Here is a 336-nt window from a genome sequence, read left to right on the forward strand (position 1 = left end):
TTTTTTTGTGTAGATTTGAGTGCCCGAGTCCTGGTGTAACGGGGGTGATAATAAAATCTATACAAATGGATAAACGAATCAAAAACATTTTAAGATGTTATGCGGCCGGCATGGGAATCAAGGAAACGGCTTCCACGTTTCATACTTCCCGTAATACTGTCCGCAAGTATGTCCGCCTGTTCCTTTCAAGCGGCAAGAGTATTGAACAGCTTCTTTCCCTGTCCGACGGGCAATTGGATGAACTGTTCGGCTGTACGGCATCCCGGCATCGGGAGCCTTCTTCCAGGAGGATTGAACTGGAGGCCTTGCTTCCCGGCTATGTATCCCGCCTGTCAC

Annotated in this window: 1 protein-coding gene; it reads left to right on the forward strand. The window is 48.5% G+C overall.

Features of this window, described 5'->3' with window-relative positions; all coding sequences use genetic code 11:
- Window positions 1-65: 65 nt before the first annotated feature.
- A partial coding sequence (locus tag H6A34_RS14705) for a helix-turn-helix domain-containing protein (protein WP_205106110.1) occupies window positions 66-336 on the forward strand: 271 nt, incomplete at its 3' end.

It is taken from the genome of Marseilla massiliensis (assembly GCF_016899855.1).
Classification (GTDB): domain Bacteria; phylum Bacteroidota; class Bacteroidia; order Bacteroidales; family Bacteroidaceae; genus Prevotella.